General features: G+C 62.6%; 27 protein-coding genes and 2 tRNA genes. 13 read left to right on the forward strand and 16 right to left on the reverse strand.

Translation table 11 applies throughout. The features are described 5' to 3' along the window. Positions 1 to 37: 37 nt before the first annotated feature. Positions 38 to 583, reverse strand: a complete 546-nt coding sequence (gene rfbC, locus ACJA3S_RS01295) for a dTDP-4-dehydrorhamnose 3,5-epimerase (protein ID WP_406820623.1) — start codon at positions 581 to 583, stop codon at positions 38 to 40. Positions 584 to 845: 262 nt separating this feature from the next. On the opposite strand from rfbC, the gene aguA reads away from it, so the two are divergent. From aguA to ACJA3S_RS01310, 3 genes are all read left to right on the forward strand, one after another. Further along, complete coding sequence (gene aguA, locus ACJA3S_RS01300) at positions 846 to 1,952, forward strand: agmatine deiminase (RefSeq protein WP_186687570.1); 1,107 nt, start codon at positions 846 to 848, stop codon at positions 1,950 to 1,952. A 196-nt stretch (positions 1,953 to 2,148) separates the two neighbouring features. Further along, entirely contained in the window at positions 2,149 to 2,346 is a 198-nt protein-coding gene (locus ACJA3S_RS01305; protein WP_256666042.1) for a hypothetical protein, read from the forward strand. Positions 2,347 to 2,843: 497 nt separating this feature from the next. Next, the gene (locus ACJA3S_RS01310; protein WP_406820624.1) at positions 2,844 to 4,163 is read left to right on the forward strand and encodes an OprD family porin; all 1,320 of its coding nucleotides are present in this window, start codon (positions 2,844 to 2,846) and stop codon (positions 4,161 to 4,163) included. Positions 4,164 to 4,253: 90 nt separating this feature from the next. On the opposite strand, the gene ACJA3S_RS01315 is transcribed toward ACJA3S_RS01310, so the two are convergent. From ACJA3S_RS01315 to ACJA3S_RS01330, 4 genes are all read right to left on the reverse strand, one after another. Next, complete coding sequence (locus tag ACJA3S_RS01315; RefSeq protein ID WP_406820625.1) at positions 4,254 to 5,918, reverse strand: FMN-binding glutamate synthase family protein; 1,665 nt, start codon at positions 5,916 to 5,918, stop codon at positions 4,254 to 4,256. Between the two features lie 136 nt (positions 5,919 to 6,054). Next, a complete protein-coding gene (locus ACJA3S_RS01320) occupies positions 6,055 to 6,264 on the reverse strand; it encodes a DUF3079 domain-containing protein (protein WP_406820626.1) in 210 nt (69 codons plus the stop codon). 148 nt (positions 6,265 to 6,412) lie between these two features. Then, a tRNA-Thr gene (locus ACJA3S_RS01325) sits at positions 6,413 to 6,488 on the reverse strand. Between the two features lie 98 nt (positions 6,489 to 6,586). Next, positions 6,587 to 6,835 carry a hypothetical protein gene (locus ACJA3S_RS01330; RefSeq protein ID WP_406820627.1) on the reverse strand — a complete coding sequence of 83 codons (249 nt, stop codon included), beginning with the start codon at positions 6,833 to 6,835 and terminating at the stop codon, positions 6,587 to 6,589. A 518-nt stretch (positions 6,836 to 7,353) separates the two neighbouring features. Here ACJA3S_RS01330 and ACJA3S_RS01335 point away from each other — a divergent pair. Then, on the forward strand, positions 7,354 to 7,629 hold the full coding sequence (locus ACJA3S_RS01335) for a DUF3077 domain-containing protein (protein WP_225780035.1): 276 nt from the start codon (positions 7,354 to 7,356) through the stop codon (positions 7,627 to 7,629). A 368-nt stretch (positions 7,630 to 7,997) separates the two neighbouring features. Here ACJA3S_RS01335 and ACJA3S_RS01340 read toward each other — a convergent pair whose 3' ends face one another. The 5 genes from ACJA3S_RS01340 to ACJA3S_RS01360 all read right to left on the reverse strand — a co-directional run bounded on the left by ACJA3S_RS01340 (position 7,998) and on the right by ACJA3S_RS01360 (position 12,308). Then, a complete protein-coding gene (locus ACJA3S_RS01340; protein WP_406820628.1) occupies positions 7,998 to 9,203 on the reverse strand; it encodes a methyltransferase in 1,206 nt (401 codons plus the stop codon). A 128-nt stretch (positions 9,204 to 9,331) separates the two neighbouring features. Continuing rightward, the gene (locus ACJA3S_RS01345) at positions 9,332 to 10,021 is read right to left on the reverse strand and encodes an ABC transporter permease (protein WP_406820629.1); all 690 of its coding nucleotides are present in this window, start codon (positions 10,019 to 10,021) and stop codon (positions 9,332 to 9,334) included. Further along, positions 10,021 to 10,713 (reverse strand): ABC transporter permease, encoded by a 693-nt coding sequence (locus tag ACJA3S_RS01350; protein WP_170027846.1) that lies wholly within the window; start codon positions 10,711 to 10,713, stop codon positions 10,021 to 10,023. The genes ACJA3S_RS01345 and ACJA3S_RS01350 overlap by 1 nt, the downstream gene beginning before the upstream one ends. 54 nt (positions 10,714 to 10,767) lie before the next feature. Then, the gene (locus ACJA3S_RS01355) at positions 10,768 to 11,523 is read right to left on the reverse strand and encodes an ABC transporter substrate-binding protein (protein WP_406820630.1); all 756 of its coding nucleotides are present in this window, start codon (positions 11,521 to 11,523) and stop codon (positions 10,768 to 10,770) included. A gap of 11 nt (positions 11,524 to 11,534) precedes the next feature. Beyond that, positions 11,535 to 12,308, reverse strand: coding sequence for an ABC transporter ATP-binding protein (locus ACJA3S_RS01360; protein WP_225780039.1), 774 nt, complete (start codon positions 12,306 to 12,308; stop codon positions 11,535 to 11,537). A gap of 638 nt (positions 12,309 to 12,946) precedes the next feature. Between ACJA3S_RS01360 and gabP the strand changes: the two genes are divergently transcribed. Continuing rightward, positions 12,947 to 14,332: a GABA permease gene (gene gabP / locus ACJA3S_RS01365; RefSeq protein ID WP_013970487.1), complete on the forward strand. Its 1,386-nt coding sequence runs from the start codon at positions 12,947 to 12,949 to the stop codon at positions 14,330 to 14,332. A 180-nt stretch (positions 14,333 to 14,512) separates the two neighbouring features. Here gabP and ACJA3S_RS01370 read toward each other — a convergent pair whose 3' ends face one another. Both ACJA3S_RS01370 and ppk2 read right to left on the reverse strand, forming a co-directional pair. Further along, positions 14,513 to 14,956, reverse strand: a complete 444-nt coding sequence (locus tag ACJA3S_RS01370) for a hypothetical protein (RefSeq protein ID WP_170027848.1) — start codon at positions 14,954 to 14,956, stop codon at positions 14,513 to 14,515. 103 nt (positions 14,957 to 15,059) lie between these two features. Further along, on the reverse strand, positions 15,060 to 16,040 hold the full coding sequence (ppk2, locus tag ACJA3S_RS01375) for a polyphosphate kinase 2 (protein ID WP_406820631.1): 981 nt from the start codon (positions 16,038 to 16,040) through the stop codon (positions 15,060 to 15,062). 149 nt (positions 16,041 to 16,189) lie between these two features. Here ppk2 and ACJA3S_RS01380 point away from each other — a divergent pair, with 149 nt between their 5' ends. After that, a complete protein-coding gene (locus ACJA3S_RS01380; RefSeq protein WP_406820632.1) occupies positions 16,190 to 16,480 on the forward strand; it encodes a type II toxin-antitoxin system RelE/ParE family toxin in 291 nt (96 codons plus the stop codon). Positions 16,481 to 16,489: 9 nt separating this feature from the next. Then, a complete protein-coding gene (locus ACJA3S_RS01385; RefSeq protein ID WP_200627227.1) occupies positions 16,490 to 16,792 on the forward strand; it encodes an addiction module antidote protein in 303 nt (100 codons plus the stop codon). 131 nt (positions 16,793 to 16,923) lie between these two features. On the opposite strand, the gene ACJA3S_RS01390 is transcribed toward ACJA3S_RS01385, so the two are convergent. The 4 genes from ACJA3S_RS01390 to ACJA3S_RS01405 form a co-directional block, all read right to left on the reverse strand. Next, a tRNA-Phe gene (locus tag ACJA3S_RS01390) sits at positions 16,924 to 16,999 on the reverse strand. A gap of 90 nt (positions 17,000 to 17,089) precedes the next feature. After that, entirely contained in the window at positions 17,090 to 17,362 is a 273-nt protein-coding gene (locus ACJA3S_RS01395) for an oxidative damage protection protein (RefSeq protein ID WP_406820633.1), read from the reverse strand. Continuing rightward, complete coding sequence (gene mutY / locus ACJA3S_RS01400) at positions 17,359 to 18,426, reverse strand: A/G-specific adenine glycosylase (RefSeq protein WP_406820634.1); 1,068 nt, start codon at positions 18,424 to 18,426, stop codon at positions 17,359 to 17,361. The genes ACJA3S_RS01395 and mutY overlap by 4 nt, the downstream gene beginning before the upstream one ends. After that, entirely contained in the window at positions 18,423 to 20,660 is a 2,238-nt protein-coding gene (locus tag ACJA3S_RS01405) for an AsmA family protein (protein ID WP_406820635.1), read from the reverse strand. Before ACJA3S_RS01405 ends, mutY begins: the two co-directional genes overlap by 4 nt. A gap of 384 nt (positions 20,661 to 21,044) precedes the next feature. Between ACJA3S_RS01405 and ACJA3S_RS01410 the strand changes: the two genes are divergently transcribed. From ACJA3S_RS01410 to hisF, 6 genes are all read left to right on the forward strand, one after another. Then, positions 21,045 to 22,706, forward strand: coding sequence for an OFA family MFS transporter (locus ACJA3S_RS01410; protein WP_406820636.1), 1,662 nt, complete (start codon positions 21,045 to 21,047; stop codon positions 22,704 to 22,706). A gap of 298 nt (positions 22,707 to 23,004) precedes the next feature. After that, positions 23,005 to 23,598 (forward strand): imidazoleglycerol-phosphate dehydratase HisB, encoded by a 594-nt coding sequence (gene hisB / locus ACJA3S_RS01415; protein ID WP_003255736.1) that lies wholly within the window; start codon positions 23,005 to 23,007, stop codon positions 23,596 to 23,598. Next, the gene (gene hisH / locus ACJA3S_RS01420; protein ID WP_170027853.1) at positions 23,599 to 24,237 is read left to right on the forward strand and encodes an imidazole glycerol phosphate synthase subunit HisH; all 639 of its coding nucleotides are present in this window, start codon (positions 23,599 to 23,601) and stop codon (positions 24,235 to 24,237) included. It begins immediately after the preceding gene. Further along, positions 24,238 to 24,498 (forward strand): DUF2164 domain-containing protein, encoded by a 261-nt coding sequence (locus ACJA3S_RS01425; protein WP_186674953.1) that lies wholly within the window; start codon positions 24,238 to 24,240, stop codon positions 24,496 to 24,498. 27 nt (positions 24,499 to 24,525) lie between these two features. Continuing rightward, positions 24,526 to 25,263 (forward strand): 1-(5-phosphoribosyl)-5-[(5-phosphoribosylamino)methylideneamino]imidazole-4-carboxamide isomerase, encoded by a 738-nt coding sequence (gene hisA, locus ACJA3S_RS01430; RefSeq protein WP_170027855.1) that lies wholly within the window; start codon positions 24,526 to 24,528, stop codon positions 25,261 to 25,263. A 10-nt stretch (positions 25,264 to 25,273) separates the two neighbouring features. After that, entirely contained in the window at positions 25,274 to 26,044 is a 771-nt protein-coding gene (gene hisF / locus ACJA3S_RS01435; RefSeq protein WP_170027856.1) for an imidazole glycerol phosphate synthase subunit HisF, read from the forward strand. Positions 26,045 to 26,174: the final 130 nt, after the last annotated feature.

Genomic DNA, 26,174 nt, shown 5'->3' on the forward strand with positions numbered 1-26,174 from the left:
AGGGGCGCCAGAAAAGTCTGACGCAATTATGCGCTAGTTACGGCAGCAGTTCCGCCTTTGCCCATGGACTGCCGACCTTGTCCTTGTCCGACAGCAACGGTGGTTGCTCAAGCCTCCAGTCGATGGCCAGGTCTGGGTCATCCCAGCGGATGCAGCGCTCGGCGACCGGGTTGTAGTAGTCGGTGGTCTTGTACAGAAACTCGGCGGCGTCGCTCAGCACTGCGAAACCATGGGCGAAACCGGGTGGAACCCATAGCTGGCGATGGTTGTCGGCCGATAGCTGCACCGCCACCCACTGGCCGAAGGTGGGCGAACTCTTGCGCACATCCACGGCAACGTCACGGATCTCGCCCTGCACCACGCGCACCAGCTTGCCCTGGGTGTTTTCCACCTGGTAGTGCAGGCCGCGCAGTACCCCCTTGATGGAACGCGAGTGGTTGTCCTGAACGAACGCCGCTGTCACCCCGGTCTGCCGGACGAACTCACGGGCGTTGAATGCCTCGAAGAAGAACCCACGGCTGTCAGCGAAGACCTTCGGCTCGATGATCAGGACGTCGGGGATTGCGCTAGGGATGATGTTCATGGCGGATTGCTGGCCGGTGTGCCCATGTACTGACCCTAGCCGTACTCGCCGGTTTTGTCCGCCCTGCGCTGCAGCGGATTCTCAAGGCCCGGCTATGGTATATGGCCCGGGGTAGCCGAACGTCTGTCGATTGTTATCGGCTTGTACACGCTAATTGGCGACTACTATTTCCCGTTTAGCGCTTTAAATGCCGATATATATCGGTTATAAATGGGCGGACGCCCCAGCACAGTCCGGCTCAGGGCCATCACAGAGGTCAACCATGAAAACCCTCAACTCCACCCCCCGTGCCGATGGTTTCCACATGCCCGCCGAGTGGGCCCCGCAAACCCAGGTATGGATGGTCTGGCCAGAGCGCCCGGACAACTGGCGCCTGGGCGGCAAACCGGCACAAGCTGCCCATGTGACCCTGGCCAAGGCCATTGCCCGCTTCGAGCCGGTTACCGTCGCGGTTTCTGCTGCGCAGTACGAAAATGCTCGTCGCCAACTCGACCAGCCGAACATCCGCGTGGTCGAGATCAGCAACGACGACGCCTGGGTGCGTGACACCGGCCCGACCTTCGTCATCAACGACCAGGGCGAAGTACGCGGCGTGGACTGGGGCTTCAACGCCTGGGGCGGCTTCGATGGCGGCCTGTATGCACCCTGGAACCGCGACGAGGAGCTGGCGGCCAAGGTGCTGGAAATGGAGCGCTGCCAGCGCTACCACACCGAAGGCTTCGTGCTCGAAGGCGGTTCCATCCATGTGGACGGTGAAGGCACCGTGATCACCACCGAAGAGTGCCTGCTCAACCGCAACCGCAACCCGCACCTGAGCCGCGAGCAGATCGAAGCAGTATTGCGTGACCACCTGGCGGTGGACACTGTGGTCTGGCTGCCGGATGGCCTGTACAACGACGAAACCGATGGCCACGTCGACAACTTCTGCTGTTACGTGCGCCCAGGCGAAGTGTTACTGGCCTGGACCGATGATTCCAACGACCCCAACTATGCACGCTGCCACGCTGCCATGGAGGTGCTCAAGCGCACCCGTGATGCCAAGGGCCGTGAATTCATCGTGCATAAAATGCCGATCCCGGGCCCGCTGTTCGCCACCGCTGAAGAATGTGCCGGTGTCGACCAGGTGGCCGGCAGCCAGGAGCGTGACCCGTCGGTGCGCCTGGCCGGCTCGTACGTCAACTTCCTGATCGTCAACGGCGGCATCATCGCGCCAAGCTTTGACGACCCGGCAGATACTGAGGCCAGAGCGATCCTGGAGAAGGTTTTCCCCGATCATGAAGTGGTGATGATCCCCGGCCGCGAGCTGTTGTTGGGCGGTGGCAATATCCACTGCCTGACCCAGCAGCAGCCAGCGCCGATCAAGCGTTGACCGCAGCGTGAAAGAAGAGGCCCGTCACCTGACGGGCCTTTTTCATTTCCGGGCGATGTCCGGTGGCTGTGCTGGCATATCTTTTGTATTGTTTTCAAGTGGATAGCCAGATCGGTGGCCCGGCGAGGCCGTGCTATCGATCTGTAACAATACATAAGTAGATTTGCCGTCCACGGGCCAAGGAGTACGTGTAGAGATGAATGCAGCAAGTGAGTCGGCTTTGCGCCCATCGGCAGTGAATCACCAATCGCTCAAGCTTGTGGCGAAGTGGTTGAAACACCATGGAAGCAACAGGGTCAGGACGACCGACCCACGACGTCTGCTTGCCGGACGATACCCCCAAGGCCTGATCAGCGAAGCAGAAATGCAGGCGCTGATGGCGGTGTGGCACTGATCGGTTGTCTTAACCTGCCGGCCCCTGTGGGAGCGGGCTTGCCCGCGAAGGGGCCGGCACAGGCAACAGGCATCTATCAAGGTACAACCTTCGGCCAGCCCCCACCCTGGCCACTTCTCGCTTCACCCTGCCGTCCCACTGCACACGCCCCTGCGTTTTCCCCTGCACCTAGGCCCTCGCCCCACAATCAGTCCGACTTTTCCTACTCAAGATAAATTGCCTGCTGATAGCGCAACGCTGGGCAGAAATGCACTCGGCTTGCCTACATTTTGGTTATAACAACCTTCATTTCACGATTTTTTGACATTTGTAAACGCGCACGGCTAGGATTCGGCCAACGCCTGCTGGCCATCATCGTGGCCACGCAGCTGCCAGAGCCGCCGTGTAACTACCGGCAGGCCTTCCAGTCTGGATCCGCATAGCGTCGAACCTACGAAGGGGCGTTGGTTCCTGGCGTCATTTGCAGAGCGTTTTTGATTAGGAACAAGGAAAACAACATGTTGAAAACCAGGATCAGCCTGGTCGCCCTGGCGATGATCGCCGCGACCCAGGCACAGGCCAATGACCAGGCCGATAGCAAGGGCTTCATCGAGGACAGCCACGCCAACGTCCTGCTGCGCAACGCCTACATCAATCGTGACAAGAAGCACGGCACCGACGACCAGATCGAATGGGGCCAGGGCGTCATCGCCAACTTCTCCTCCGGCTTCACCCAAGGCACCGTCGGTGTCGGCGTCGATGCATTCGGCCTGTACGCCGTGCGTCTGGACGGCGGCAAGGGCCACAACGGCGGCGCCGGTGTCGACTTCTTCAAGCCTTCGGACTTCAAGGACGAGAACAACAACGCCAACTCGCCGCACAACCTGGCCCGTGGTGGCGCTGCAGTGAAGTTCCGCATCTCCAACACCGTGCTCAAGTACGGTGACCAGATGCCGGCACTGCCAGTGCTGCAATACGACGACGCCCGCCTGTTGCCAGAAAGCTTCACCGGTACCCTGATTACCTCCAAGGAAATCCAGGGCCTGGAACTGAACGCCGGCCGCTTCACCCAGGAAGCGCGCAAGAGCGCCGAGCGCCGTGACGGTGGTGGCCTGAAGTCGATCAACGTGCTCGGTGGCAGCTACAAGTTCACCGACAACTTCACCGCTTCGCTGTACACCGCCGACAACGAAGACGTGATGAAGAAGCACTACCTGGGCCTGAACTACGTCTTCCCGATCGCCAGCGACCAGTCGCTGACCCTGGACTTCAACGGCTACAAGTCGGACATCGACAACAAGTTCGTCAAGAGCGCCGAACTGAACGGCGACTCCAACACCATCTGGAGCCTGGCCGCTACCTACGCCTACGGTGCGCACTCGTTCACCATCGCCCACCAGCGCAGCACCGGCAGCACCGGCTACAACTACGGCTGGTACCAGAACGCCGGTGGCGTGGGTGACGGTGGTTCGACCATCTACCTGGCCAACTCGTACTGGTCCGACTTCAACGCCGAAGACGAGCGTTCCTGGCAGCTGGGCTACGGCCTGGACTTCGGTGCCTACGGCATTCCGGGCCTGACCTACAAGCTGGCCTACGTGGTGGGTGACAACATCAATACCCGCAACCTCGACAACCCGCAGGGCTTCGGCGAAGGTAAAGAGCGCGAGATCTTCAACCAGATCCGCTACGTGGTGCAGGACGGCCCGGCCAAGGACCTGTCGATCAAGCTGCGTAGCTCGTTCGTGCGTACCAACAACGCCGTGCAGCAGAACGGTTACTTCGACGACGGCAACGAAGTCCGGGTATTCGTCGAGTACCCGATCAGCATCTTCTGATCCTGATCTGCAGCCTGTTGCCACACAAGTGCACGCTCCCCTTGTAGGAGCGGCCTTGTGTCGCGATGGGCCGCACAGCGGCCCCCGGCCTCACGCCAGCTCCACCTCCCTGCGCCGCCCCCCTGCAACCCTCACTTCTCCCTCGCCCGTCTCCGGCGCAAAACTGTCGCTACGCGCCATCCGCCACATCCGCGCATAGAACTCGCTTTCAATCGAGCCCCCCAGCAACTCGCCCGGCTTGAGGAACGTGTGCAGGTCCGAGAACAAGCCGATTTCGCTTGAGCTGATCCGCCGCGCCAGGTGCTTGGGTTTTAGCTGCGAAGGATGCTCCAGCCCCGCAGCGGCCAGCATTTCTGCCAACGCATGCAAGGTATTGCGGTGGAAGCTGGCAACCCGTTCAGCCTTGTCCGGCACTACCAATGCACGCTGGCGCAGTGGGTCTTGCGTGGCCACCCCGGTCGGGCACTTGTTGGTGTGGCAGCTCTGCGACTGGATGCAGCCGATGGCGAACATGAAGCCGCGCGCGGAGTTGACCCAGTCAGCGCCGATAGCCAGCACACTGGCGATATCGAAGGCGCTGACGATCTTGCCCGCCGCACCAATGCGGATGCTGGAGCGCAGGTTCAGGCCGACCAAGGTGTTGTGCACGAACATCAGGCCCTCGCGCATCGGTACGCCCATGTTGTCGCTGAACTCGCGCGGCGCCGCGCCGGTACCGCCTTCCTTGCCATCGACGACGATGAAGTCCGGGGTAATGCCGGTGGCCAGCATGGCCTTGGCGATGCCCATGAACTCCCACGGGTGGCCCAGGCAGAACTTGAAGCCCACCGGCTTGCCGCCCGACAGCTCGCGCAGGCTGGCAATGAACTGCAGCAACTCGACTGGCGTGCGGAAGGCACTGTGCGCCGCTGGCGAGATGCAGTCCTCACCCTCGCGTACGCCCCGCGTCTGGGCGATCTCGCGGCTTACCTTGTGCCCCGGCAGGATGCCGCCGTGGCCCGGCTTGGCGCCCTGGCTGAGCTTGACCTCGATCATCTTCACCTGCGGCGAGCGGGCCTGCTCGGCGAAGCGCTGCGGGTCGAAGCGACCGTCCTCGGTGCGGCAGCCGAAGTAGCCACTGCCGATTTCCCAGATCAGGTCACCGCCATGTTCGCGGTGGTACGGGCTGATACTGCCTTCGCCCGTGTCATGGGCAAAACGACCCATGCGTGCACCACGGTTGAGCGCCGCGATGGCGTTGGCGCTGAGCGCGCCGAAGCTCATCGCGGAAATGTTGAAGATCGACGCCGAGTAGGGCAGGCGGCATTGCGGCCCGCCGATGGCGATGCGAAACGAGGCAGGGTCCGGCGTGTTCACCGGCAACATGGAATGGCTGATGAACTCGAAGCCGGGCTTGTAGGCGTCGTTGAGCGTGCCAAAGGCCTTCTCGGCGCTTTCGTTCTTGGCCCGGGCGTAGACCAGCGAGCGCTGAGCGCGGGAAAACGGCAGCTTGTCGTCGTCGCCCTCGATCAGGTACTGGCGGATTTCCGGGCGGATGGTTTCGATCAGGTAGCGGATGTTGCCCAGGATCGGGTAGTTGCGGCGCACGGCGTGGTGGCTTTGGCGCAGGTCGTTGAGGCCGACCAGGCTGAGCAAGGTGGTGATCAGCGTGATGGGCCATAGCCAGGTGTGCGTGTGTAGCAACGGCAGGCTGGCGAGGGTGAACAGTAGGCAGAATGCGAGGCAGGCGTAGCGGCTGGGTAGGGAATGTTTCATGGGTCCATCACAGGCGGGATGACCCGGCCTAGGATAGGCAAAGGAGGGTTAGGGAAAACCTGGGGAATTGGTAAAAGACTGTTGCATGGTTGTCATGGCTCTGGCCTGGGCGGGCGCTGATTTGACGCACGGTTTGTCAGGGCTTGGGGGCTGTTCCCTGCTCGCGGTCGATCGGTTTTTCCAGTCGGTTATCGAAACTGTCCCAGTCTTCGCCGAACAGTTCTGCGGGATGCATGGTCCGGCTCGCGCCGTTGCCGCAGGCCAGTGCCTTGGCTGGGCAGTAGAGGTCGCAGCCCCAGCAGATGCGTTCGGGGTGGTTGGGGTTGGTGGGGAATTTCTTGGCCATGGTGAGCTGCCTCGATGGGGGCTGATCTCAGGCTAAGTCATCTGTCTGGAGCGGGCTTGATTGGGGTCAAGTCTGGGGAGGGAGCGAGCGGAGTGTACTTAAAACAAAAAAGGCCCACCTTTCGGTGAGCCTTCTTTGATACTGCGTATGGTGCCGGCACCAGGAATCGAACCCGGGACCTACTGATTACAAGTCAGTTGCTCTACCATCTGAGCTATACCGGCAGTGGGGCGTCATTATAACGATCGGTTGGCGCCTGTAAACCACTTCGTTGCGATTGTTCGCAAATGACCTAAGTTACCGGTCTGAAAGAAGAATTTTCCTACCAGCCGCGGTGGATCGTGGTGACGCTTGGCTCGGTTTTGCCCGGGTTGAAGAACAGCTTGTCGTTGTCGCAGCCACGCTTGCGGCACGGGCTTTCGGTGCGCAGGGGCAGGCCGTTGTCGCCGCCCAGCTGCATGCCGGGGTGGTTCCAGTCCAGGCTGCTGCGGGGTTGGGGCGGGGTGCTGCTGGCGCAGGCGGTCAGGGCCAGGGTGAGGCACAGCAGGGCGAGGGGCTTGGTCTGGGTCACGATGGTCGGGTCCGTTAGTCCATTGTCGGTTCTGGCGCAACGCCAGAAGGTCGCGGGGCTGGCGGGCAGCGCGCGACGTCACTTTTTAATGATTTGGGGGGCGGATGATACACCGTTGCGGTGGTCGAGTATTAGCCTTGTGTTGCCTGGTAGGGCCTCATCGCGGGTGAACCCGCTCCTACAGGAACCGCGCCTCTGTGAAGATAGGGGTCAGACAATTCTGAACTTGGGGGCAAACGCTTCAAGGTTTGGGGGCTTCGGACCTATCCTACGCGCGCCGCTGAAGTATCGCTGTTGTCGGGGAAATGGCTCACGGATACCGTTTTCGGGTCGCTCTGGCGACCGGGTGTGAGAACCCGACTCGAATAAGCGCTACCCATTTATGGTGGCCGTACGCGGGCAGACTTCGGTCTGGCCGGGCTTCCTTATTCGACCGGTTTCTCACCCCGCGTACGGCTGCCACCCAAATCCGTGAGAAAGATTTATGGCAGTGTCTTCCCCGAGTAAGGATTTATGCCATGAACAAAAACATCATCGAACCCATCACCACCGCAGGCGTGGAAACCTTCCTCGCAGCCGGTAACCCGTCCCTCAACCTGCTACGCGTCGAGCCCGGCGTCCCGGCCGATGCTGTCTACGAGCACGTCTCGATTCTGATGGGCTACATAAAGCACCTGGTGCGCGAGGGGGATATGGAGGATGACCATAAATTCCTCGGTGCGGCCGACTATTTATGCGACATGGCCAAGGCGCTGATGAACGATATCGAGATTGCCAGGAACAAGGCGCACTGAATCCTGACGCGGACGGGTGTGTGTAGGAGCGGCCTTGTGTCGCGATGGGCTGCGAAGCAGCCCCCAGCGGTGTGTGTAATTAGGCCAAAAGCGGGGCCGCTTTGCGGCCCATCGCGACACGAGGCCGCTCCTACAGGGATTGCGTTGGCAGCTGTGGTCGCTAACCACAACGAATGTTTATGCACAAGTGGCATTGACGGCTTGCGCGAAACGCATGCCGGATCGGCATTCCGCTGGTCTTTGCGCAAACGCCTGTTTTTACTGGGCTTGAAGTACCGGGCGGAATAAGCCAGACGCTTGAAATAGCGCTTGGATCCAACAGCTAATCAAAAGCTTGTACACAGAGTTATCCACAGGTTGTACTGCGGCTAACGGTCGCGTTCCGCGAGGATCAGCAGGTTGCGTGGGGTCAGTGGATAGTCACAGAACAGGCCCAGTTGCACGTTATAGCCGCGTTCTTCCAGAAACAGGGCGCGATCCAGTACCAGCCACAGCTCCAGCGGCCGACGGAACAGGTTGCGCACGCGCTCCAGGTTGCGGACCTCGGCCAGTCGTTGCCAGCCGGCTGCTTCCAAGGCCGCCCAGTCCGGGATGCCGGTCAGTTGCAGTTGCTTAAGCGCGGCCAAGTCGCGGCAGTATTGCTCGAAGGGCTTTTCCAGCCAGGCCACAGGCAACGAAGGCGTCGGCAGGTATTCGCCGCTCTGGCGCTGCTGGCGTTGCAGCAGGTCGAAGCCCAGGCGCCGGGCCATCGAGGTGTCGCGCTGGCGCCGCACGCGGGCGCCGGCGGTGACGGTTTCGCTCAGCGGCAGGCCCAGGTCATCCAGCGACAGCTGCAAGGCGGACGCCTGCGCGGCTGTGGATAACGGCTGGTACTGCTGCGCTGCAATGCGGTTGTAGCAGCAAGGGGCCACGGCCAGTTGGCGGCAGCCTTGCTGGCTGGCCAGCTGCATCAAGCGTACATGCAAGTCGCCACAGGCGTGCAGGGCGACCACGGTTTTGTCGTCGGCCAGGTGGCGGGCGCTGTCGTCGGCCATCACATCCTGGTGCAGGTGCTGCGCCGGCAGGTGGTGGTGCGCGCTCAGGGCCTGGCCGGCGGCGACCAGGTCGGCGTCGTATTCCAGGCAGGTCAGCTGCTGGCCGGGTTGCAACAGGCGGCGGCCGAGGTGGCCTTTGCCGGCGCACCAGTCCAGCCAGTGGCGGGGCTGCGCGCGGAAGCTCAGGTGGCTGGCGAAGGCTTCGATCTGCTGCCATTTGCGACCGGGGACGGCAACGTCGAGGCGGTGGGCGGCAGGGGGCAGGTCGGTGGCCGGGAGGTTGCCAAGGGTAGCGAGCTGTTGGGCTTGCCGGGCCAGTTGTGGGAATGGGGCGGGCAAGGCCGAGGCGGTGCCTTCGCTTTCGGCGTCTGCCAGGGAGCACTGGCGCAGGTGGGTGGCAAGGTCTGGATGCGCGGTTTCCCACTCCAGTTGCAGGGTAGTGAAGGGGCGGGGTTTCCACAGCTGCTGGTGCTCGATCAGGAACTGGTCGAGGGCCTGGAAGCGGGTGCTTAGGTGGTGGCTGTGGAGGTGGCTGGGCATGACAAGGATGTGTGGTGGTTTTGAGGGCCTCTTCGCGGGCACGCCCGCTCCCACAGGTATAGCGCCACATTCAAGGTTGGCGCTACACCTGTGGGAGCGGGCGTGCCCGCGAAGCAGTCAGTGAGGTTTCAGCGGCCCTGGCAGGCATCCACACGCAGCCAGCGCTCCAGCAGCTTGAAGCCCTGCACCAGCACGAACGAGATCAGCAGGTAGAACACCCCGGCGGCAAAGAAGATCTCTACCGGCAGGTAGGTGCGGGCAATGATGGTACGGGCCATGCCGGTCAGTTCCAGCAGGGTCACGGTGCTGGCCAGGGCGCTGGCCTTGAGCATCAGGATCACTTCGTTGCTGTACGCCGGCAGGCCGATGCGCGCGGCGCGCGGCAGCATGATGTAGAACAGCGTCTTGCCACGCGACATGCCCAGCGCCCGTGCCGCCTCGATCTCACCCTTGGGGATCGACTGCAGCGCGCCGCGCAGGATCTCGGCGATGTAGGCGGCGGTGTGCAGGGTCATGGTCAGCACCGTGCACCAGAACGGATCGCGCAGGTATGGCCACAGCGAACTCGAACGCACCACGTCGAATTGCGCCAGGCCGTAGTAGACCAGGAACAGCTGCACCAGCAGCGGCGTACCGCGGAAGAAGAAGATGTAGCTGAACGGCACGGCGCGCACATACCAGTGGCGCGAAGAGCGGGCGATGCCCAGCGGGATGGCCAGGATCAGCCCGGCCACCACGGCGATGGCTACCAGCTCCAGGGTCAGGGTGGCACCCTGGGCCAGGCGCGGCAGCCATTTGATGATCACTTCCCAGTTCATTACACGGCCCTCGCAAAGCCGCGAGCGGCGCGTTTTTCCATGAAGTGCATGCCGGTCATGGCGATGATGGTCAGGCTCAGGTAGATGCAGGCGGCGACCATGTAGAAGGTGAACGGCTCCTTGGTCACGGTCACGCCGATTTGCGCGTGGCGCATGATTTCTTCCAGGCCGATCACCGACACCAGGGCGGTGTCCTTCATCAGGATCATGAACAGGTTGCCGAGGCCCGGCAGGGCGATACGCCACATCTGTGGCAGGATGATCCGCGACAGGATGCGGCCCTTGGACAGGCCCAGCGCCAGGCCGGCTTCGCGGTGGCCCTTGGGGATCGCCAGGATCGCGCCACGGAACACTTCGGTGGCGTAGGCGCCAAAGCACAGGCCCAGGGCAATCACGCCCGCGGCGAAGGCGCTGAGCTCCAGGCCCGGCATGTTCAGGGCTTCACCGAGGGCATTCATCAAGCCGACGGTGCCGAAATAGATAAGCAGAACCCACAGCAGTTCGGGCACGCCGCGCACCAGGGTCGAATAGAAGCCGCCAAGCCATTGCAGAGGCTTGACCGAGGAAGTCTTGGCCAGGGCGCCGAGCAGGCCCAAAACCAGGCCCAGCAGCAAGGCGCAAAGCGCCAGTTTTACGGTCATCAGGGTGCCGGCCATCATGGCCGGACCGAATCCGTGCAGGTCAATATTCATGGGCAGGTCATTCTAGGGACTGGCGCGCCGCAAGGGCGCGCCAGTCTGGGCGGGTCATTCGATGCTGAACGGGAAGTACTTGTCGTTGATCTTCTTGTACGTACCGTCGGCCTTGATTTCTGCCAGGGCTTTGTTCAGGTCTTTGCGCAGCTTGTCGTCGCCCTTGCGCACGGCAATGCCGATCTTGTCGCTGTCCATCACCGGCTCGCCCTTGAACTCGAAGTTCGAGCCGTCCTTGCTCTTCAGCCACTCGTACTGCACGTACTTGTCGGCCAGGATGCCGTCGATGCGGCCGGAGACCAGGTCGAGGTAGGCGTTTTCCTGGGTGTCGTACAGCTTGATCTCTACGTCATCGCCGTAGTTGTCTTCCAGCCAGGTGCCGGCCAGGGTGGCGCGCTGGGTGCCGATCACCTTGCCCTTGAGCGAGGCCTTGTCGGTCTTGAAGTCGACGTTCTTCGGCGCGATGAACTGCAGCTTGTTGGAGTAGTACGGGTCGGTGAAGTCCACTGCCTGCTTGCGCTCGTCAGTGATCGACAGCGACGACACCAGGAAGTCGAACTTCTTGGCATTCAGCGCCGGGATGATGCCGTCCCAGTCCGAGGTGACGACCGAGCATTCGACTTTCATCTTGGCGCACAGGGCGTCGCCGATGTCCTTGTCGAAGCCGACCACGTTACCGCTGGCATCCTTGTTGTTGAACGGTGGGTAGGCGGCTTCGATACCCATGCGCAGTTTTTCTGCGGCCATGGCGTTGGCCGACATCACCAGCGTGGCAGCAGCTGCCAGGAGAAACTTCTTGTAAGTGTGCATGTATTGCTCCGTTAACGGTGGCTGGACATGAATTGCTTGCAACGCGCCGAGGTCGGGTTCTCGAACACCTGCTGCGGCGATCCCTGCTCTTCGACCAGGCCCTGGTGCAGGAAGACGACTTCACTGGACACATGCCGGGCAAAGCTCATCTCGTGCGTGACCAGCAGCATGGTACGGCCTTCTTCGGCCAATGCGCGGATAACGTTTAGCACTTCCTGGACCATTTCCGGGTCGAGCGCCGAAGTTGGCTCGTCGAACAGGATGACCTTGGGCTTCATGGCCAGGGTACGGGCAATGGCGGCACGCTGTTGCTGGCCACCGGAAAGCTGGGCGGGGTAACTGTGGCGCTTGTCGTAGATGCCGACCTTGTTCAGCAGTGCTTCGCCGGCTTCGATGGCCTCGGCCTTGCTCTGGCCAAGTACGCGGCGTGGCGCCTCGATGATGTTGTCGAGGATCGACATGTGCGGCCACAGGTTGAAGTTCTGGAAGACGAAGCCGATCTCGCTGCGCAGGCGGTTGATCTGGCGATTGTCGGCGGCGACCAGGTCGCCGTTCTTGGCGGCCTTGAGCTTGAGCGCTTCACCGGCGACGAGGATTTCGCCCTGGTGCGGGTTCTCGAGCAGGTTGATGCAGCGCAGCAGGGTGGACTTGCCGGAGCCGGACGACCCCAGGATGGAGATCACGTCACCGTCGCGTGCGGTCAGCGAAATGCCCTTGAGAATTTCCTGCTCGCCGTAGCGTTTGTGCAGGTTGCGGATTTCCAGCGCGGGCGTGGCCTGAGCCATGTGCGGTCCTCATTGTGTTCGGGTGCGTTCCCAGCTGTTGGCGGCCTTCCTGGCGAGCGCCAAGCTAGCATAGCGGTATCGCGGCGGCCAACAGGGGCGCCAGGTGCTCGGGGCGCTGGTGGGGCAGTTTGTCGCATCGCTGCAGCGCAACGTCGCGCGGATGTCCGCGAAGGTCTCGCCCAGCACCAGAGCCTTGATGAAAAAAGGCGCGATGGTGCCAGCTTTGGCCGGCTCAGGGAAGCGCTTTTAGACCATTCGCGGGTAGATCCGCGCCGCCAAGTAGCTGCGCCGGTGAAAACAGGTGCACCGGCAGGGGCCTCTATAAGGCGTTCGGTTGTACCTGTGGGTTGCACTTTTTTGCCTTGCAGCGGTGCAAAGGTGTTACCGAGGAGCACCTTTGGTGCGTTTGTAAGTGGGTATTTCAGTAATCCGAAGATTTGATGCCCTTTCGGTCAGCTGTTGGCCGAAAGCCCTCCGGACCGCGTGCTGAAAGGCCTGCCGGGCTTTCTGACGAACGCATTTCGTATATGGCGCGCTTATTGCCAGCAGGAAACCGCCGATTGCAGCGACGCCCAGGTCAACCCTTGGCGCGCTTCGTACCCGCAGTCGGGTGGTCCACTCCTTACAAAGGTAGTTTTATGAGCGGTAACAATTCCAATGACCTCGCTCAGGGGCTCAAACAACGGCATGTGACCATGCTGTCCATCGCTGGCGTGATCGGTGCCGGCCTTTTCGTTGGCTCCGGCCACGCCATTGCCGCTGCCGGCCCTGCCGTGCTGCTGGCTTACGCTGCCGCCGGTACGCTGGTGGTACTGGTCATGCGCATGTTGGGTGAAATGGCGGTCGCCTCGCCTGACACCGGTTCGTTCTCTACTTATGCCGACCGCGCCATCGGGCGCTGGGCCGGTTTCACCATCGGCTGGCTGTACTGGTGGTTCTGGGTGCTGGTGATTCCGCTGGAAGCCAACGCCGCCGCGGCCATCCTGCATGCCTGGTTCCCTGCGGTTGACCTGTGGGCGTTCTCCCTGGTCATTACCTTGGCGCTGACCCTGACCAACCTGTGCAGCGTGAAGAACTACGGTGAGTTCGAGTTCTGGTTTGCCCTGCTCAAGGTGCTGGCGATCATCGGCTTCATCGCCGTGGGTTGTGCTGCCTTGTTCGGCTTCGTGCCGAGCAGCCAGGTCAGCGGTGCCAGCCACCTGTTCGACACCCAGGGCTTCATGCCCAACGGCCTAGGCGCGGTGCTGGCAGCCATGCTGACCACCATGTTCTCGTTCATGGGTACCGAAATCGTCACCATCGCCGCGGCCGAGTCGAAGGACCCGGGCAAGCAGATCAGCCGTGCCACCAACTCGGTGATCTGGCGTATCTGCCTGTTCTACCTGGTGTCGATCTTCCTCGTTGTGGCCCTGGTGCCGTGGAACGACCCGGCGCTGGCCGAAACCGGTTCCTACCAGACTGTGCTGAGCCGTATCGGCGTGCCGAATGCCAAGCTGATCGTCGACATCGTCGTACTGATCGCGGTAACCAGCTGCCTGAACTCGGCGCTGTACACCTCGTCGCGCATGCTGTTCTCGCTGAGCAAGCGCGGTGACGCCCCAGCCATCGCCCAGCGCACCACCAAGTCGGCTACCCCGCATGTGGCTGTGCTGCTGTCTACCGCAGCGGCGTTCCTTTGCGTGTTCGCCAACTTCGTGGCCCCGGCCCAGGTGTTCGAGTTCCTGCTGGCCAGCTCCGGTGCCATTGCGCTGCTGGTGTACCTGGTGATTGCCGTGTCGCAGCTGCGCATGCGTGCCCAGCGTGAGGCCCGTGGCGAGAAGATCACCTTCAAGATGTGGCTGTTCCCGGGCCTGACCTGGGCGACCATCGCCTTCATCATTGCCATTCTGGTGGTGATGGCGCTGCGTGAAGACCACCGTGCCGAAATCATCGCGACCGCGCTGCTGAGCATTGGTGTGGTGGCGGCGGGCTTGCTGGTGCACCGCAAGCGTGAAGCTGCCGGGCGGGTAGCGCTGGATAACTGATCCACGCTGGCTGTAATGAAAAGGCCGCGTCCTGTGCAGGGCGCGGCCTTTTTTGTTGTCTGTTCCGGCCCTTTCGCGGGCTTGCCCGCTCCCACATGGGTGGCGTTGCCTTCAGGCTGGCGGTGAGCCTGTGGGAGCGGGCAAGCCCGCGAAGAGGCCGGAACAGGCTACATGGCCCTGTCAGCCAAATTGCTTCTGCTGCTGTTGCTGCTTGGCAACCAGCTCCGATGCCGCCACGTAAGCTGCCTGGAATTCGTCGCTTTCCAGCCAGGCCATGGTGGCCTCTTCATCTGCGCCGTCCAGCCATTTACGGTAGGCGTTGAACACCAGCACGATGTAGTCGGTGGCGTGTTCTTCCTTGTGCCCCTTGAGCACCAGGCCCAGCAGCGGGTCCACCAGGAACACCGAGATCATCGGTACCAGGCCGCCCTCCTGGGCTTCCTTCATCTTCTTGAACAGCGCGTCGTAGCTGCCCGACTCCATGGCCTTGTTGTACACCTGCTCGATGCTGGCGCTGTCGCCGGCACTGGCCTTGACCGCCTGGCCGCTGCGTACCATGCGGTTCTGCTTGGCCTTGCTGGCGGCGCGCTTGGCGCGTTTCTGTTGCTTGGTAGGGGTGGCCATGGGGCAATCCTTGGGTGTGTCTGAAAGTGCGCGTATTGAAGCGCAGTTGCCGGGTAAACCCAAGTGTTGCAGAAAGGGGCCGCTGCAAAGCAGCCCCGGCAACCTAACTGGCTACTGCCGCAGGTTCGTCTTCCTCGAACCCGCGCGATGCGCGCCCGACCAGCAGCGCATCCGGCGCATGCGCCACGCTGTGGTCCTTGCCCGGGTAGTCCAGCGAATGCAGGAAGTGCCGAATGCAGTTGATCCGCGCCCGTTTCTTGTCGTCGGACTTGATCACCGTCCATGGCGCATCGGCGGTATCGGTATGGAAGAACATCGCCTCCTTGGCGGCGGTATAGTCCTCCCACTTGTCCAGCGACTTGATGTCGATGGGTGACAGCTTCCAGTGCTTGAGCGGGTCGTCCCGGCGCGAGATGAAACGGCGCAGTTGCTCTTCGCGGTTCACCGAGAACCAGTACTTGAACAGCAGGATGCCGCTGTTGCACAGCATGCGCTCCAGCTCCGGCGCCTGGCGCATGAACTCCAGGTACTGCAGTGGCGTGCAGAAATCCATCACCTTCTCGACCCCGGCGCGGTTGTACCAGGAGCGGTCGAAGAACACCATTTCACCCGCCGTGGGCAGGTGCTGGATGTAGCGCTGGAAGTACCACTGGCCTTTTTCCTGCTCGGAAGGCTTCTCCAGGGCCACGATGCGCGCACCGCGCGGGTTGAGGTGCTCCATGAAGCGCTTGATGGTGCCGCCCTTGCCCGCCGCATCACGCCCTTCGAACAGGATTACCACGCGCTGGCCGGTTTCCTTCACCCAGCTTTGCACCTTCAGCAATTCGATCTGCAGCGCGTGCTTGGCCTTTTCATAGTCCTGGCGGCGCAGCCGGGTGCGGTAAGGGTAGCTTTCTGGCAGGCGGGCTGAGGTGCTGTCTTCGTTGCTGCCTTTGGGTGCCGTGGCCACTTCCAGGGCTGCGGGTTGCTGGCTGACACGGGTGATGCTCGGCTCCGGCTTGCGCTGGCGTGGGCGGCGGGTGCGGGCTGGGGCGGCAGCAGGTTCGCTGGGGGCGGGGAGCAGGAGGGGGGATTCTTCGCTCATGACGGTCCTTGCGGGTCGATTCGGATGGCCATCTGGCATTCTAGGATGAGCGATTAATGGCATTTTGATGCTGGTCAACAGCGTATGGATAAACAGTTTGAAACAGCTGCAAATTGAATGTAGTGTGAACTACGGTTTACATTTTTCTCATGCACACATTAATTCAAACCGAGACCTACCGAAGGTGGTTCGCTGCTCTGCGTGATCCACGGGCAAAGGCTCGTATCAACGTCAGGTTGCGTCGAGTGGAGCTCGGGATGATGGGGGACTGTAAGCCCGTTGCTGAGGGAGTATCCGAACTCAGGATCGATTATGGTCCGGGCTATCGGGTGTATTTCGTTCAACGAGGCTATGAGGTGATCATCCTCTTGGCGGGTGGCGATAAGGCCAGCCAGGCCAGAGATATCAAATCTGCCCTCAAGCTCGCACGCGACCTTTAGGAGGCCGCCATGACAGATATCAAGCTGAGCAAATGGGACGCTGTGGACCATTTGAAAACAGAGGAAGACATGGCCTTGTACCTTGAGGCCTGTCTGGAGGAAAACGACCCGGCATTGCTTGCTGCTGCCTTGGGCGATATCGCCCGTGCCCGAGGCATGGCTCAGTTGGCGCGTGACACCGGCCTGACACGGGAAGGGCTGTACAAGGCGTTGTCTGCGGAAGGTAACCCGAGCCTGGCAACCATCATGAAAGTGATGGCGGCGCTGGGGGTAAGGCTTCATGCCGAGCTGCTGCCGCGCGCTGCAGGCTAAGGTTCATGGGATGGTAGCAAGGCCGGTAGGCTGCCATGCCTTGCGCAAAAATCGCAGACAACAAAAAACCCGCACTAGGCGGGTTTCTTGTTGTCGCTTCGGGTAACTTTGCAACCACCAGAAGCTGAAGGTGGTGCCCAGAGACGGAGTCGAACCGCCGACACGAGGATTTTCAATCCTCTGCTCTACCGACTGAGCTATCTGGGCGACGAGGTGAATTAAATAGACTTTCAGACCGCTCGTCAACGACTTTTTGAAAAAATTTTAAATTAATTCCGTCGCTTACGTTCCGTGGGGTCATTCCGAGGGCGGCACGTAGCCTTCCGCCTGGGCGTATTCTTCGCCGGCGAAAAACTTGTCCATCTCGCCCTGGAGGAATTTGCGGTCCTCGGCGTTCATCATGTTCAGGCGCTTTTCGTTGATCAGCATGGTCTGGTGTTTCTGCCAGTCGGCCCAGGCCTTCTGCGAGATGTGTTCGAAGATGTCCTGGCCCTTGGTGCCGGGGTAGGGCGGGCGCTCCAGGCCTGGCAGTTCTTCTTTGTACTTGCGGCACATCACGGTGCGGGTCATCGGGCGTCTCCTGCAATCAGTTCGTCGGCCGCGCGTTTGAGCAGCTTTTTCACCGGGGCGGCAAGGCCCAGGCGCGGCGGGGTGGCGAGGTTATACCAGAGCCAGTCGGCCTCGGCCACGTGCTGGCCGAGCGGGTCGACGCGCACCAGCCAGGGCTCGATCGCCAGCTGGAAGTGGCTGAAGGTATGGGTCAGGCCGTCCATGGCGCGGCTTTCGGCCAGGCGCAGGCCGTGCTGGTAGGCCAGGTCGTCGAGCTGGGCGATGTCGTCCAGTTCCGGCAGGCTCCACAAGCCGCCCCACAACCCGCTGGACGGGCGGCGGTAAAGCAGGATGGCGCCTTCGTGGTTGGCCAGCAGCGGCATCAGCGTGCGCCGTTGTGGCAGCGCCTTGCGCGGCTTGGGTTCTGGGTAGCGGGTTTCTTCGCCGTGCAGGTGCGCTTGGCAGCCGCGCCGCAGCGGGCAAATCAGGCAACTGGGCTTGCTGCGGGTACACAGCGTGGCGCCCAGGTCCATCATCGCCTGGGTGTAGTGGTTGGCGCGCTGCTGCGGGGTAAAGCGCTCGGCCGTGGCCCACAGCTGGTTGGCCACCTTGGGCTCGCCAGGGTAGCCGGCCTGGGCGGTGTAGCGGGCCAGCACGCGTTTCACGTTGCCGTCGAGGATCGGTGCGCGGATGCCCATGCTGATGCTGGCGATGGCGCCTGCGGTGGAACGGCCGATGCCGGGCAGCTCGGTGAGCTGCTCGACACTGCGCGGGAATTCGCCACCATGCTGTTCGACCACGATCTTCGCGGCCTTCCGCAGGTTGCGCGCCCGGGTGTAGTAGCCCAGGCCGGTCCACAGGTGCAGCACCTCGTCCTCGGGCGCTTCGGCCAGGGCCTGCACGGTCGGCAGGGCCTGCATGAAGCGGTCGAAGTAGTTGAGCACGGTGCTGACCTGGGTCTGCTGCAACATGATTTCCGACACCCACACCCGGTACGGGGTGATGCCCTGCTGCCAGGGCAGGTCGTGCCGGCCGTGCTCGTCATACCAATCCAGCACAGCGCTGGAGAACTGCTCTGGGGTCATCGCTTGAACAGCCCCTTGAGCGCTTCTTTCACTTCCGGGCTCACTTTGTCTCCGAGTTTTTCATCGAGCTTTTCCTGCAGGCGGTTGCCGGCCAGCTTGGCGGCGACCTTGCCCATGCCATCCTGGTCCAGGCGGCAGGCCTTGGCGCCCAGCTCCAGCGGGCCACGGCAACGCAGCGGCACTTCCACGCCAACATAGCGTTCGTTGACCTGGCAGGCCGGGTCGGGCATGGCGCGCTGGTCGCCTTCGACAATCACGCCGACCTTGTAGTCCATGCCCAGCACGCGCAGGTCGAGGTCACCCTGGCCGTTGACGGTAAGGCCGGGGATGCGCGCCTTGAGGTCCGGGTTGCTGGCGACCCCATTGCGTACCACCAGGCTGCCGCGCAGCTCCTGGAACGGGGTGTCCTTGCCGCGTGGCTCGCCGTTCAGCGATTTGCGGTTGAGCGTGGCGATGGCCTGGCACAGTTGCTGTTCCAGGTTGGCATTGACCAGCACACCGTCGTTGATGACGAAATTGGCGTTGCCGTTGAGGGTATCCACCAGGGCCTTCTGGCTGTTGCCGGTGGCGGTCAGGTCGCTGTTCAGGGTCAGCAGGCCTTTGACCGGCGGCTGCTGTTCCTTGCCCTCGGTCTTGATGAAGTGCTCCACCGGTACCCGCTGGATGTTGGTGCTGACGCCCAGTTGCGGCACGGCAGGGCGAACATCGACGGTACCCTTGGCCTCGAACGTGCCGTTGTACAGCCCGCCACGCAGGGTTTGCAGGGTCAGCAGGCCGCCCTGGCCGACGGCCTTGAGCTGGGCATCGGTGATCGGCAGTTTATCCAGGGTCAGCGCGCCGAAGGCCAGGTCGGCCTGCAGGTCGAGGACGCGCAGGCGGTCGACTGGCAACAGCTTGTCGTCGCTCCAGGCCACCTGGGTCGGGGCGTTGGGCAGCGGCGTGGTGCCGGCGCCGGCGACCGCGCTGGCTTCCTGCTGCTTGACCTCGGCCTGGCGCGCGGCAGTGGCACCCTTGGCCTGCTCGCTCTTGGCCGGCAGGTAGCGGTCGGCGTCGAAGCTGTCGCCCTTGAGCTGCAGGCGCAGGGCTTGCTTGGCGAAATCCTCGACGGCCACGCGGCCGGTGAAGGTGCTGTCGTCCAGCTTCACGGCCAGGTCTTCCAGGGCCAGGCTGTTCGGCGTGCCTTGCAGGCGGGTGACCATTTCCAGCCTGGAGAAGGCTGCCGGGTCGTTGCTGGCCGGCAGCGGGCGGCCAATGCTGTCGAGGAACGCGCGCAGGTCGAACTGGGCGATGGACAGGCCGCCGCTGAGCTGGGGTGCCTTGTCCAGGTCACGCAGGTTCAGCTCGCCCAGGGCGCGCAGCTGGTTGGCCGAGACTTTCAGGCCGCTCCACGAGGCGACATTGGCGCCCAGGTCGACCAGCAGCTGGCCCTGCGCGGCGAAGGTTACAGTCTTGCCGCCGGTTGGCTCACCCGAGGTTTCGCCCGACAGGCGCATGTCTTCGAGGTTGTAGCGCTTGAGCTTGCGGTCGAAGCGCAACTCGCCGGCCAGCTCGGTGCGGGCCTTGATGTTCGGCTGGCTGGCGCTGAGGAAGGCGCTGGCCTTGAGCGGAATGTTCGCGCCTTCGTGGACCGGGCCGGTGCTCAGCTGGATGCTCTCGGCGCTATAGCTGTGGCCGGTCTTGGCATCGGTGTACTGCACGCGGGCGTTGTTCACGGTCAGGCTGTCGATATCCAGCTTGACCGCGCGGTCGTTGCTGGGGGCCGGTGCCGGCTGTTGTTCAGCGGGTGCCTGGGCCGGGGCATTGGCCTGCGCGCCGGCGTCCTGTGCAGGCAACGGCTTGCCGATGTCTTCCCAGTTGCCATGGCCCTGTTCGTCACGCGCCAGGGTCAGGTTCAGGCCCTCGACGCGCACGTCGCTCATCTGCACTTCGCGGCGCAGCAGTGGCAGCACACGCACCGACAAGCCCAGCATCTGCAGGTCGGCGAACGGTTCCTTGGGCTTGTTCAAGGTGGCGATGCTGGCTTCGTGCAGCTCCAGGCCCAGCCATGGGAACAGGCTCCAGCCAATGTCACCGTTGAGGGTGAGCTCGACGTGTGCCTTGTCGCGCGCCAGCTGGCGAATCTCGTCTTTGTAGTCGTTGGGATCGAACAGGTGGGTCAGGGCGAAGCCCAGCGCCACGATGATCAGCAGCAACCCGAGAAGCCCAAGTCCCAGGATTTTGCCGAACGCTTTCATGGGCGAGTCCTTGTAGTCGTTTGAAATTCAAGCGCCAGAGTATAGCGCCGCAGTGGTTGTCCCTGCGTATTCGACTAGAGATACAGGGCATTTCCTACGTGTGCATCAGAGGGTAAGGCTTTCGACAACCCTGATTTTGCCAGTTCCGCATGTTTCGCCTGCACTGGCCCAATCGCCGGCAAGCCAGCCCCCCACAGGTTGCACAAAACCCGTTGGCGGTTTCGTCGCTGTGGGCGCCGGCCTGCCGGCAGTAGGGTCGGAACAGGCAGCATGACCGTTTCAGCCGAGCGAAAATTTGCAATATCAGATTGCCTTCACGCTACTTGATGCTGCTACCCTTGCGCCGCTTTGCCTGCATTCTCCCTATAAGAAGGATCCTATCCCATGAGCAGTACCGTCGCGGCGGGGGCCCTGGTCAGTGCGCCAGGCTTCCTGTCGAAGGAGCGCATTATCGCCCGCCCGGGCTTCAACCGCTGGCTGGTTCCGCCGGCCGCCCTGGCCATTCACCTGTGCATCGGCATGGCCTATGGCTTCTCGGTGTTCTGGCTACCGCTGTCGCAAGCCCTCGGCATTACTGCCCCGGTCGCCTGCGCGGCGGACATGGGCTTCATCGCCCGCATGTTCAGCGCCGAATGTGACTGGCCGATCTCGATGCTGAGCTGGATCTACACCTTGTTCTTCGTCTTCCTCGGTTGCTCGGCAGCAGTGCTGGGCGGCTGGCTGGAACACGCCGGCCCGCGCAAGGCCGGGCTGGTGTCGGCGCTGTGCTGGTGTGGCGGCATGCTGATCTCGGCCATGGGGGTGAAAACCCACCAGCTGTGGCTGATGTGGCTGGGCTCCGGTGTAATCGGCGGTATCGGCCTGGGCCTGGGCTACATTTCGCCGGTGTCGACCCTGATCAAGTGGTTCCCGGACAAACGCGGCATGGCCACCGGCATGGCGATCATGGGCTTCGGTGGCGGCGCCATGGTCGGGGCACCGCTGGCCACGGCGCTGATGGGGCACTTCGGCAACGCGCAGGAAGTGGGGGTGTGGCAGAGCTTCGTGGCCATGGCGGCGATCTACTTCGTGTTCATGACTGTCGGCGCCCTGGCCTATCGCGTACCGCCAACCGGCTGGAAGCCCGAAGGCTGGACTGCGCCGGCGAAAAAGGCCGGCAACACCATGGTCACCGACCGCCACGTGCACGTCAGCGTGGCGTGGAAAACCCCGCAGTTCGCGCTGATCTGGCTGGTGCTGTGCCTGAACGTGTCGGCAGGTATCGGCATTCTCGGCATGGCCTCGCCGCTGCTGCAGGAAGTGTTCGCCGGCAAGCTGCTGGGCAACGGGCTGAGCTTCAGCGAGCTGAACAGCGCCCAGCTGGCGCAGATTGCCGCGATCGCCGCCGGCTTCACCGGCCTGCTGAGCCTGTTCAATATCGGTGGGCGGTTCTTCTGGGCTTCGTTCTCCGACTACATTGGTCGCAAGAACACCTACTTCGCCTTCTTCGCACTTGGGGTTGGCCTGTACAGCCTGGTGCCGAACATGGGCCACCTGGGTAACGTGGCCCTGTTCGTGGCGGCGTTCTGCATCATCCTGTCGATGTACGGCGGTGGTTTCTCCACCGTACCTGCCTACCTGGCCGACCTGTTCGGCACGCAGATGGTCGGTGCCATTCACGGTCGCCTGCTGACTGCCTGGGCGGCGGCGGGCGTGCTGGGGCCGGTACTGATCACCTACCTGCGCGAATATCAGTTGGCCGCCGGGGTGGAACGTGCCGCGGCTTATGACATGACGCTGTACATCCTGGCCGGCCTGCTGGTGCTGGGTTTTGTCTGCAACATGCTGGTGCGCCCGGTGGCCGACAAGTACTTCATGAGCGATGCCGAGCTGGCCGCCGAGCGGGCGCTGAGCCACGACAAGGGCGCCGATGGCGTGCAGTCGCTGGAGTGGAAAGCAGCGCCGGGTAGCCTGCCGCTGGTGCTGCTGGCCTGGGCGGTGGTGGTTGTACCGTTGGCCTGGGGGGTATGGATTACCCTGCAGAAGACGGCGGTGCTGTTCCATTGATGAAAGCATCCGGTACCCACGGGTAACGTGATGATGAGGAGCGGCCTTGCGTCGCGATGGGGCGCGAAGCGGCCCCAGGGTCTCGGCGCTGATGCAGAAATCGCCGGGGCCGCTTTGCGGCCCATCGCGACGCAAGGCCGCTCCTACAAACAGTCCTGTTTTAGCCGGTTGTATAGACCTGTAGCGGTAATCCGGCCCCGTAATTCCTTGCCATGCCATATGTCATCCGCGTTTCAAGCGGGCGCGTTCTGGGCCTATAATGAAGCCCTTTTCGCCCAATGATTTTGCGGAGCTGGTGATGGTTGAACGTAAGGCGTCCGTCGAGCGCAACACCCTGGAAACCCAGGTCAAGTGCTCGATCAACCTCGATGGCAGTGGCAAGGCCCGATTCGATATCGGTGTGCCTTTCCTTGAACACATGCTGGACCAGATCGCCCGCCATGGGCTGATCGATCTGGATATCGAGTGCAAGGGTGACACGCATATCGACGATCACCATACCGTCGAAGACGTCGGCATCACCCTGGGCATGGCATTCGCCCAGGCCATCGGTGACAAGAAGGGCATCTTCCGCTACGGCCATGCCTACGTGCCGCTGGACGAAGCGCTGTCGCGCGTGGTCATCGACTTTTCCGGTCGCCCGGGCCTGCAGATGCATGTGCCCTACACCCGCGCTAGCGTCGGTGGCTTCGATGTCGACCTGTTCCAGGAATTCTTCCAGGGCTTCGTCAACCACGCCCTGGTGACCCTGCACATCGACAACCTGCGTGGCCACAACACCCACCACCAGATCGAAACCGTGTTCAAGGCATTCGGCCGCGCGCTGCGCATGGCCATCACCCTCGACGAGCGCATGGCCGGGCAGATGCCTTCCACCAAAGGGTGCCTGTAAATGCAGACGGTAGCCGTAATCGACTATGGCATGGGCAACCTGCACTCGGTGGCCAAGGCGCTCGAGCATGTAGGTGCCGGCAAGGTACTGGTCACCAGCGACGCCGCGGTCATCCGTGAGGCCGACCGCGTGGTGTTCCCGGGGGTGGGTGCGATTCGCGACTGCATGGCTGAAATCCGCCGCCTGGGCTTCGACAGCCTGGTGCGCGAAGTCAGCCAGGACCGCCCGTTCCTGGGTATCTGCGTAGGCATGCAGGCACTGCTGGAGCACAGCGAAGAAAACGACGGTGTCGACTGCATTGGCCTGTTCCCCGGCCAGGTGCGCTTCTTCGGCAAGGACCTGAAGGAAGACGGCGAACACCTGAAGGTGCCGCACATGGGCTGGAACGAGGTCGGCCAGACCAACCACCACCCGCTGTGGCATGACATCCCCGACCGTGCGCGCTTCTATTTCGTGCACAGCTACTACATCGATGCCGGCAAGCCGGCGCAGGTGGTCGGTCGCGGCCATTACGGCGTCGACTTCGCTGCAGCGCTGGCCGATGGTTCGCGCTTTGCCGTGCAGTTCCACCCGGAGAAGAGCCATACCCATGGCCTGCAGCTGCTGCAGAACTTCGTCGCCTGGGACGGGCGCTGGTAAATGAGCAGATCGAAGACCAAGGCCCCAGTCATCACCCTGGCCCCCGAGCAGGAGCGCGCCGCGCTCGACACGCTCAAGCGCTTCCTCGAAGACCGTTTCGAGTTGACGCTGGGTTCGTTCGAGGTGGCCGAGGTCCTCGATGTGTTCAGCAAGGAAATTGCACCCCATTACTACAACAGGGCGATTGCCGATGTTCAGCTGCACCTCAAGGAGCGGTTCGACAGCATCGAAAGCGATCTGTGGGCGCTCGAGAAGCCCTGAAACCCCAAGAACAGACAGGTTCCCAAGATGCTGATTATCCCCGCTATCGATCTGAAGGACGGCGCCTGCGTGCGCCTGCGCCAGGGCCGCATGGAAGACTCCACGGTATTTTCCGATGACCCGGTGAGCATGGCCGCCAAGTGGGTCGAGGGTGGCTGCCGCCGCCTGCACCTGGTCGACCTCAACGGCGCCTTCGAAGGCCAGCCGGTCAACGGTGAAGTGGTTACCGCCATCGCCAAGCGCTACCCGACCCTGCCGATCCAGATCGGTGGTGGCATCCGCTCGCTGGAAACCATCGAGCACTACGTCAAGGCCGGTGTCAGCTACGTGATCATCGGCACCAAGGCGGTCAAGCAGCCAGAGTTCGTTGCCGAAGCGTGCAAGGCCTTCCCGGGCAAGGTCATCGTTGGCCTGGATGCCAAGGACGGCTTCGTCGCCACCGACGGCTGGGCCGAAGTCAGCTCGGTGCAGGTCATCGACCTGGCCAAGCGTTTCGAGGCCGATGGCGTCTCGGCGATCGTCTACACCGACATCGCCAAGGACGGCATGATGCAGGGCTGCAACGTGCCGTTCACCAAGGCGCTGGCAGAAGCCACCGCGATCCCGGTGATCGCCTCGGGCGGCATCCACAACCTGGGCGACATCAAGGCCCTGCTGGACGCCAAGGCCCCGGGCATCATCGGCGCCATCACCGGCCGTGCCATCTACGAAGGCACCCTCGATGTTGCCGAGGCCCAGGCCTTCTGCGACAACTACCAAGGCTGAGGACTGAACCATGGCACTGGCCAAGCGCATCATCCCTTGCCTGGACGTGGACAACGGCCGGGTGGTCAAGGGCGTCAAGTTCGAGAACATCCGTGATGCCGGCGACCCGGTGGAAATCGCCCGTCGCTACGACGAGCAAGGTGCCGACGAAATCACCTTCCTCGACATCACCGCCAGCGTCGATGGCCGCGACACCACCCTGCATACCGTCGAACGCATGGCCAGCCAGGTATTCATCCCGCTGACCGTGGGCGGTGGCGTGCGTACCGTGCAGGACATCCGCAACCTGCTCAATGCCGGTGCCGACAAGGTCTCGATCAACACCGCCGCGGTGTTCAACCCGGAGTTCGTCGGCGAGGCGGCGGACCGTTTCGGTTCGCAGTGCATCGTCGTGGCCATCGATGCCAAGAAGGTGTCCGCGCCGGGGGAAGCACCGCGCTGGGAAATCTTCACCCACGGCGGGCGCAAGCCGACCGGGCTGGACGCGGTGGAGTGGGCGAAGAAGATGGAAGGCCTGGGGGCTGGCGAGATCCTGCTGACCAGCATGGACCAGGACGGCATGAAGAGCGGCTTCGACCTGGGCGTCACCCGCGCCATCAGCGATGCGCTGGGTATTCCGGTCATTGCCTCGGGGGGCGTGGGTAACCTGCAGCACCTGGCTGACGGCATTCTGGAAGGGCATGCCAGTGCGGTACTGGCGGCCAGCATCTTCCACTTTGGTGAGTACACGGTGCCGGAAGCCAAGGCCTACATGGCTTCGCGCGGGATCGTGGTGCGCTGAAACAGTGATTGGGGCTGCTTTGCAGCCCATCGCGGCTGAAGCCGCTCCTACAGGGACCGCGCAAGCCTGGAAATTTGCGCGGTCCCTGTAGGAGCGGCTTCAGCCGCGATGGGCCGCAAGGCGGCCCCAA

Source organism: Pseudomonas sp. KnCO4 (assembly GCF_045344305.1).
In the GTDB taxonomy this organism is placed as follows: domain Bacteria; phylum Pseudomonadota; class Gammaproteobacteria; order Pseudomonadales; family Pseudomonadaceae; genus Aquipseudomonas; species Aquipseudomonas anuradhapurensis.